The sequence below is a fragment of the Bacillus paranthracis genome (assembly GCF_001883995.1).
In the GTDB taxonomy this organism is placed as follows: Bacteria; Bacillota; Bacilli; order Bacillales; family Bacillaceae_G; genus Bacillus_A; species Bacillus_A paranthracis.
Genome location: NZ_MACE01000041.1, coordinates 1 through 7,595, shown reverse-complemented (window position 1 = coordinate 7,595; position 7,595 = coordinate 1). Strand labels below are relative to the sequence as shown.

Here is a 7,595-nt window from a genome sequence, read left to right as displayed (position 1 = left end):
GTTCTAGCCGCTGGAGCTGGATATCACCTAAAAGCGGAAGCGGCTCGTTCAGAGTCGCTTTTTTCTATGGAATGGTCGCTTTTGTTGGTACATGAAATTTATATCAGCGATTTCCCAATTATATCGGCGATTCTATCCAATATATCAACGATTTTTCAATTATATCGGCGATTCCATCCAATATATCAGCGATTTTTCAATTATATCGACTTACCGACAAATCACGACAATATCAGCGCTCCTCTCCCCCACTTTCATCAATATATTACAATCTCTTTTATGCTAAAATATAGGTAACACCCTTTAGTAACATAGATTCAAAAAAAGCTTTTCCATATTCATCATTTACTACTTAAATGGCGGGAGTGGTTCAGTTGAAAGACTACTTAATTAGAGCATTTTTTGCATTAATAACAGTTGGGATTGTCTTACTTATAGCTAATATTTTCAACATACGTATCGAGGTGAAAGACTACGCTTTCCTCGTTGTAGTAGCAATTGGTGGCGGCTGGGGTGGCTGGTACTTGTATAAAAAACAAAGTAATCAAAATGATAAAGGCATTCCAAAGTAATACGGAATGCCTCCTTTTTATTTCCGCCTATAATAAATAATGAAATTCAAACCGCTAATACAAACTATCCCAATAAACATATCAAACGACACCGAATCTCCACCTAAATTATACTCATCAACAATAAACCCAGACATAAACAACGTGATCGCCGAAACACCAACACACAATATCGAAATAAACCAAAGTGAAAACGCATTAATCAGTTCTTTCTTCTGTATTGAAACAATTAGCATAACAAGAATAGATGCTGCTAAAATACATTTAAAAACCGGCCTTAAAAACACGAATTCTTCCATCTATTTCTCCTTTTCCCAAAACATTACACCTTAACATTAACATATTTAACCAAATTAAAAACACATGTCTTTTGAAGATAAAATGACATGTGTTTCCAAAAATCTCTATACAATTGTATTATAATAATTGCTTCCACTTCGTTCCTAAAACAGGACGCTCGTAATTCTGTATTTCATGAATTAATTTATCGGCTGTCTCAGCTGAAACGATTAACTCTTTATTTGATGGATTCATGAATCCTTCTTCTGCTGCACGTTCAACCATTTGCAGAATTGGTCCATAAAAATCTTTTATGTTCAATAAACCAACTGGCTTATTATGTATACCAATTTGTGACCAACATACTGCTTCAAATAGCTCTTCAAACGTTCCATATCCGCCTGGTAGTGCAATAAAAGCATCCGCAAGCTCTGCCATTTTCGCTTTACGTTCATGCATCGTTTCTACTTCAATTAATTCTGTTAACCCTGTATGAACGATCTCTCCTCGGAATAGACCGCGCGGCATAACACCTGTTACACGACCACCTAAGCGAAGAACTTCGTTTGCTACTTCTCCCATTAATCCGACGCAAGAACCACCGTATACAAGCTCATAATCATTCTCAACAAACATTTTACCTAATTCAATTGCCTGCTCTTTGAACTCTGGTCTCTCCCCTAAATTGGAACCTGCAAACACACAAATCTTTCTCATCCTTACACCCCAAAACTATATATTGTTATGATACAATGAACATTGTACAACATATTGAGGGGATGAGAAAGAAATGGATATTGTCGCATTTGAAAGATGGGTTGAGGAATTTTACGAAAAACGAAGCTGGTCACAGTATAATGCCTTTATTCGGTTAAATTTCTTAACAGAGGAAGTTGGGGAAGTTTCACGCGTTGTTCGCGCAATCGAAATCGGTCGGGATCGTCCTGATGAAAACGTGAAAACAGAAGAAGAGCTAAAACAAGAACTAAAAGAAGAACTTGGTGATGTACTATCTAATCTTATTATTCTTTCGCAAAAATATGATTTGGACTTACAAGACATTATGGACGCACACGTCACAAAGCTTTCGAAAAGGTTCGAGACATCTAAATGAGAATATTATCAATTATGGTATAATATTCTTGTCACAATACTAAGGGGGATTTTATGTTATCAAAAAAATTGCACGACGCACTAAACGATCAAATGAACTTTGAATTTTACTCTGCCCACGCTTATATGGCAATGGCTGCTTACTGTACGGCGGAGAGCTATGATGGATTCGCTAACTTTTTCCTTGTACAAGCTGAAGAAGAACGTTTCCACGCAATGAAGCTTTACAACTACATTAATGACCGCGGTGAGCGCGCTATTATTACTGGATTTGATAATCCAAATAACGAATATGACTCTGTACTGAACGCTTTTGAAGTGGCACTTGAGCACGAGCGTGAAGTAACGAAACGTATTTACAACCTATCTGATATCGCCTGGGATGAGCGTGAACACGCAACAATTACATTCTTAAAATGGTTCGTCGATGAGCAAGTAGAAGAAGAAGCTTCATTCGATAGCATCATCCAAAAATTAAAACGTATTACAAGCGATTCAAACGCATTATTTATGCTAGATGCTGAATTAGAGAAACGTACATTTACGCCTCCAGCTGAGTAGTATTTCAATCACCTTAATGAATGGATTAAGGTGATTTTTTTATTTCTTCTCTAAGTTGAATAACCCTCGCCACATCCTTTTTATAGAGCCCAGAAACCTTTTCAACAAAGTCACTATGAGTAAAAGTTCCATCTCCTTCTTCTACTATGCTCAAATATCCATGTATCAATTTCAAAAACGCTCTAGCATCTTCTCCAGTTAAACGATTAATGTTATCTATAACCTCATCAAATTCCTTTAAACTATTCTGTTCTTTCACCCTAATTCCCCCTCTCCACACTATTTATCATACCAAAATAAAAAAGCCGTTCATCCCTCTAGGCGAGAGATAAACGACCTCTTTACTATTTATTAAAGCATAACCCCAACGATAACCGCTGATAATATACTTACTAACGTTGCACCGTATACAAGTTTTAATCCGAATGATGATACAACGTTTGCTTGTTTGCCATCGATACTCTTCGTTGCACCTGCGATAATTCCGATTGATGAGAAGTTCGCAAATGATACAAGGAAGATAGATAAAATACCTACTGTACGAGCTGATAAATCACCAGCTACTTTTCCAAGGTCAAGCATTGCAACGAATTCGTTCGTTACTAATTTCGTTGCCATAATTTGTCCTGCTGTTAGCATCTCTGATGTTGGGATACCCATTACGAATGCTAATGGTGAGAAAATGTATCCTAAAATGCTTTGGAATGTGATTCCGAAAATTGAATCGAACACACCATTAATTGCTGTAATTAATGCTACGAAACCAATTAACATCGCCGCTACTGTTACAGCGATAGAGAAACCAAGCATAATATATTCGCCTAACATTTCAAAGAATGTTTGCTTTTTATCTTCTTGTAATTCTAAAATGTCGTCTTCTTCTTTCACGTCATATGGATTAATAATATGAACGATAATGAATCCACTAAATAAGTTTAATACAAGTGCCGTTACTACATATTTTGGATCAATCATTTTCATATAAGAACCGACAATTGACATCGATACTGTAGACATGGAAGATGCACAAAGTGTGTATAAACGATTTTTCGGTAATTTGCTTAATTGATCTTTTACTGTAATGAATACTTCCCCTTGACCAACAATCGCAGCTGCTACTGCATTATATGATTCTAGTTTTCCTAAACCGTTCACTTTACTTAATAGGAAACCGACTGCACGAATGATAATCGGTAAAATTTTAATATGTTGTAAGATCCCAATTAATACTGCTAAGAAAATGATTGGTAATAATACCGTTAAGAAGAATGGTGCTTGTCCATCATTTGCTAGACCACCAAATACGAAATTAACCCCTGCTTCCGCAAATTTTAAAATAGCGCCAAACCCATCTGCAATCCCTTTTACTAATACAAATCCGACTTTTGTATTCAGTAAGAAATATGCAAGTACCAATTGAATGACAAGCATAAGTGCAATTGGTTTATATTTAATTTTCTTGCGATCTGAACTGATAAGGAACCCTAGTACAAATACTACAAGTAAACCGACTAGAAACATTACTATTTTCATATGTGAATCCTCCACTTCTCCCACGAGTTATTGGTCGTATAACGTATAACGTATAACGAATGACGTCTGACCATTGATGTTAAAAAAATTTAAAACCCCTAAATACTATTCAACTGTTATCTAAAATCAGTAAGCGTTTACATAAATTGCAATTTATTAAAGGTAGCCTCTTCTCTCCTACCATACTTGAAAGTCTGAAATTGATACCACCTACAAATCAAATTGTAAGCGTTATCTAACTGAAAAGCAATATAAATTTAAAAAGATTTTTATATGTTAATATATTCCTAATTAATTGGTTTTTCTATGCAAATTTACCATAAAAAAATAGCCCTAGCTATGAGCTAGGACCATCTTTTTTATAACATAACACCAACGATAATCGCTGATAAAATACTTACTAATGTCGCACCGTACACAAGGCGTAGACCGAATGATGATACAACATTTGATTGATTTTCATCGATACCTTTCGTTGCACCTGCGATAATTCCGATTGATGAGAAGTTCGCAAATGATACAAGGAATACAGAAAGAATACCAACTGTACGAGCCGATAAATCACCAGCTACTTTTCCAAGATCAAGCATCGCAACAAATTCGTTTGATACTAATTTCGTTGCCATAATTTGTCCCGCTGTTACCATCTCTGCTTGCGGAATACCCATTACGAATGCTAATGGTGAGAAAATGTATCCTAAAATAGCTTGGAATGTAATACCGAACATAGAATCAAACAAGCTATTGATTGCTGTAATTAATGCTACGAAACCAAGTAACATCGCTGCTACCGTAATCGCGATTGTGAAACCAAGCATAATATATTCGCTTAGCATTTCAAAGAATGACTGTTTTTTCTTATTTTCTAATTTCAGTGTATCTTCTTCTTCTGTAATATCGTACGGGTTAATAATATGAATAATAATGAAACCACTAAATAAATTTAATACAAGTGCTGTTACTACATATTTTGGTTCGATCATTTTCATGTAAGAACCGACGATTGACATCGATACTGTCGACATAGAAGATGCACATAATGTATATAAACGGTGTTTTGGGATTTTACTTAATTGATCTTTTACTGTAATAAATACTTCCGCTTGCCCAACAATGGCAGCTGCTACTGCGTTATATGATTCTAATTTTCCTAGACCATTTACTTTACTTAACAACGTACCAATAGCACGAATAAATATCGGTAAAATTTTAAAGTGTTGCAGAATTCCAATTAAAACGGCAAAGAATACGATTGGTAATAACGCTGTTAAGAAGAATGAAACCTCTCCTTTATTAACAAGGCCACCAAATACGAAAACGATTCCAGCTTCTGCATATCCAAGAAGCGCGCCAAATCCATCTGAAATTCCTTTTACTAAAATATAACCAACTTGTGTATTTAATAAGAAATAAGATAATGCTAGCTGAATAATAAGCATAATTGCGATTGGTTTATACTTAATCTTCTTTCGATCGGAGCTTATAAGAAAACCGAGTACAAATACAACGAGTAATCCTACAAGAAACATAACAAACTTCATTAATAAAATCCTCCATTTAACTCTTCATTAACGTTGAACGTCTGACCACTAAAACAAGAAATAACCCGAACTTTCCATTTCCCCTCCAAAATCTTCAATCAGATAGGAAAAATCATAAAACCTCTTGTTTCAAAGGCATTTTCCATTCTAACATAAATCACAACTCATATCCGCACTTTTCTTTAAAAAATTACATTTTATTATAAAACACTCATTAATGTTCGTCTTTTACTACCGACAAATATCTGGATAAAACAAAAAATGAGCATCAAGTTTCACTTGATGCTCACCTCATTATACCGCTTTTTCTTTATCTGCTACTTGCTCTTCCCAGCACTCTGTATTTTTCAAACCTGGAATTGAATTCGCATAGAAGACTGGATCTTTTCCTTGTTTCTTTTGCTTTACATAATCTGATAATGCCGCAAAAGCGTACTTAGAAAGGAATACGATTGCCACTAAGTTAATAACAGCCATAATACCCATGAATAAATCTGCTAAATCCCAAACGATTTGAATTGTTGCTACAGAACCTAACATAACCATACCAAGTACAGCAATGCGGTAAGCTGTTAATAGCACTTTACTTCCATTTAAGAATTCAATATTCGTTTCACCATAGTAGTAGTTACCTACTAATGAACTAAATGCAAACAAGAAGATTGCAACTGCTACAAATATAGAAGCCCATGGACCGATATGTTGACTTAACGCTTGTTGCGTTAATTGAATACCATTTAAATCAGCTGCATTATGCACATCTGATAAAAGAATGATAAATGCTGTACAACTACAAATTAATAATGTATCTGTAAATACCCCTAAAGTTTGAATGAAACCTTGTTTAACTGGGTGCGTTACGTTTGCAGTCGCAGCCGCGTTCGGCGCACTACCCATACCTGCTTCATTTGAGAATAATCCGCGTTTTACCCCTAATAAAATCGCAGCACCTAATCCCCCGCCTACTACTTCTTTAATTCCGAAAGCATGTAAGAAAATTTCTTTAAATACATACGGAATTGCCGTAATGTTTGTTACAACAACGAATAATGCTACTGCTACATAAATAATCGCCATTACTGGAACAATCATTTCAACCGCGCGTGCAATTCGCTTTACTCCGCCAAAAATAATAACTGCAAGTAAACCAGCCATTACAAGACCTACTAATCTACTATCTGTTTTGAATGCCCCATCAAAAGCAGCTGCTACAGTATTAGATTGTACAGCGTTAAAAATTAATCCGAAACTTACTGTTATTAATACAGAGAAAATAGCTCCAAGCCAGCGCTTATTTAAACCCTTTTCCATATAATACGCTGGGCCACCACGGAACGTATTCCCATCTTTCACTTTATAAATTTGCGCTAATGTGCTCTCGACAAATGCAGAAGCACCCCCAATTACCGCGATTAACCACATCCAAAATACTGCTCCTGGACCACCTGCTGAAATTGCAATAGCTACACCAGCTAAGTTACCAGTACCTACACGAGAAGCTGTACTCATACAAAAAGCCTGGAATGATGATACACCACTCTTCTCTTTTTGTGCTTTCCTCGTTTTCGAACTCGCCCCATCCCCAAGCAATCGAATCATTTCACCGAAGTAACGAACTTGGACAAATTTCACACGAAATGAAAAGTAAAGTCCTAACCCAATTAACATCGCAATAATGATATATGACCAAAGGACATTATTTATATCCCCAATTACCTTAGCTAAAAAATCCATAATTGCATTGCCCCCTCTTCCTAACAATAAGAAAATTATATTCTAAAAACTCTTAGTAATCAAGAACTTTATGTTAGGTTTTCTAACATAAGTAGGTTAACTTACTTAACACATGTGTTTTTTTACGCAAAATTATAACTAGTACGCACATTTATCCAATACTAAATCACTCATCCTATGCGACCAGCCATACCTTTAAGACAGTACGTTCCCTACAAATAATATGAGAAATGAACAAACAAAAATTATATTAACAATTACC

10 protein-coding genes are annotated in these 7,595 nt (G+C 35.5%); 4 read left to right on the top strand and 6 right to left on the bottom strand.

What is annotated here, in order from left to right; all coding sequences use genetic code 11:
• Together BAQ46_RS30900 and BAQ46_RS15700 are read left to right on the top strand one after the other, a co-directional pair.
• On the top strand, positions 1-297 hold a 297-nt coding region (locus BAQ46_RS30900; protein WP_282957218.1), incomplete at its 5' end, for a hypothetical protein.
• Positions 298-374: 77 nt separating this feature from the next.
• Positions 375-572, top strand: a complete 198-nt coding sequence (locus tag BAQ46_RS15700; protein ID WP_000656322.1) for a hypothetical protein — start codon at positions 375-377, stop codon at positions 570-572.
• 17 nt (positions 573-589) lie between these two features.
• Here BAQ46_RS15700 and BAQ46_RS15695 read toward each other — a convergent pair whose 3' ends face one another.
• Positions 590-871, bottom strand: coding sequence for a hypothetical protein (locus tag BAQ46_RS15695; protein ID WP_071742132.1), 282 nt, complete (start codon positions 869-871; stop codon positions 590-592).
• 118 nt (positions 872-989) lie between these two features.
• Complete coding sequence (locus BAQ46_RS15690; RefSeq protein WP_001225737.1) at positions 990-1,568, bottom strand: LOG family protein; 579 nt, start codon at positions 1,566-1,568, stop codon at positions 990-992.
• A 73-nt stretch (positions 1,569-1,641) separates the two neighbouring features.
• Here BAQ46_RS15690 and BAQ46_RS15685 point away from each other — a divergent pair, with 73 nt between their 5' ends.
• Entirely contained in the window at positions 1,642-1,965 is a 324-nt protein-coding gene (locus BAQ46_RS15685) for a MazG nucleotide pyrophosphohydrolase domain-containing protein (RefSeq protein WP_000355737.1), read from the top strand.
• Between the two features lie 53 nt (positions 1,966-2,018).
• Complete coding sequence (locus BAQ46_RS15680) at positions 2,019-2,525, top strand: ferritin (RefSeq protein ID WP_000949389.1); 507 nt, start codon at positions 2,019-2,021, stop codon at positions 2,523-2,525.
• A gap of 25 nt (positions 2,526-2,550) precedes the next feature.
• On the opposite strand, the gene BAQ46_RS15675 is transcribed toward BAQ46_RS15680, so the two are convergent.
• From BAQ46_RS15675 to BAQ46_RS15660, 4 genes are all read right to left on the bottom strand, one after another.
• Positions 2,551-2,784: a hypothetical protein gene (locus BAQ46_RS15675; protein ID WP_000664136.1), complete on the bottom strand. Its 234-nt coding sequence runs from the start codon at positions 2,782-2,784 to the stop codon at positions 2,551-2,553.
• Between the two features lie 92 nt (positions 2,785-2,876).
• Entirely contained in the window at positions 2,877-4,058 is a 1,182-nt protein-coding gene (locus tag BAQ46_RS15670) for a NupC/NupG family nucleoside CNT transporter (RefSeq protein ID WP_000706846.1), read from the bottom strand.
• A gap of 359 nt (positions 4,059-4,417) precedes the next feature.
• Positions 4,418-5,599, bottom strand: coding sequence for a NupC/NupG family nucleoside CNT transporter (locus BAQ46_RS15665; RefSeq protein ID WP_000673861.1), 1,182 nt, complete (start codon positions 5,597-5,599; stop codon positions 4,418-4,420).
• A gap of 294 nt (positions 5,600-5,893) precedes the next feature.
• Positions 5,894-7,333: an alanine/glycine:cation symporter family protein gene (locus BAQ46_RS15660; protein ID WP_000346385.1), complete on the bottom strand. Its 1,440-nt coding sequence runs from the start codon at positions 7,331-7,333 to the stop codon at positions 5,894-5,896.
• Positions 7,334-7,595: the final 262 nt, after the last annotated feature.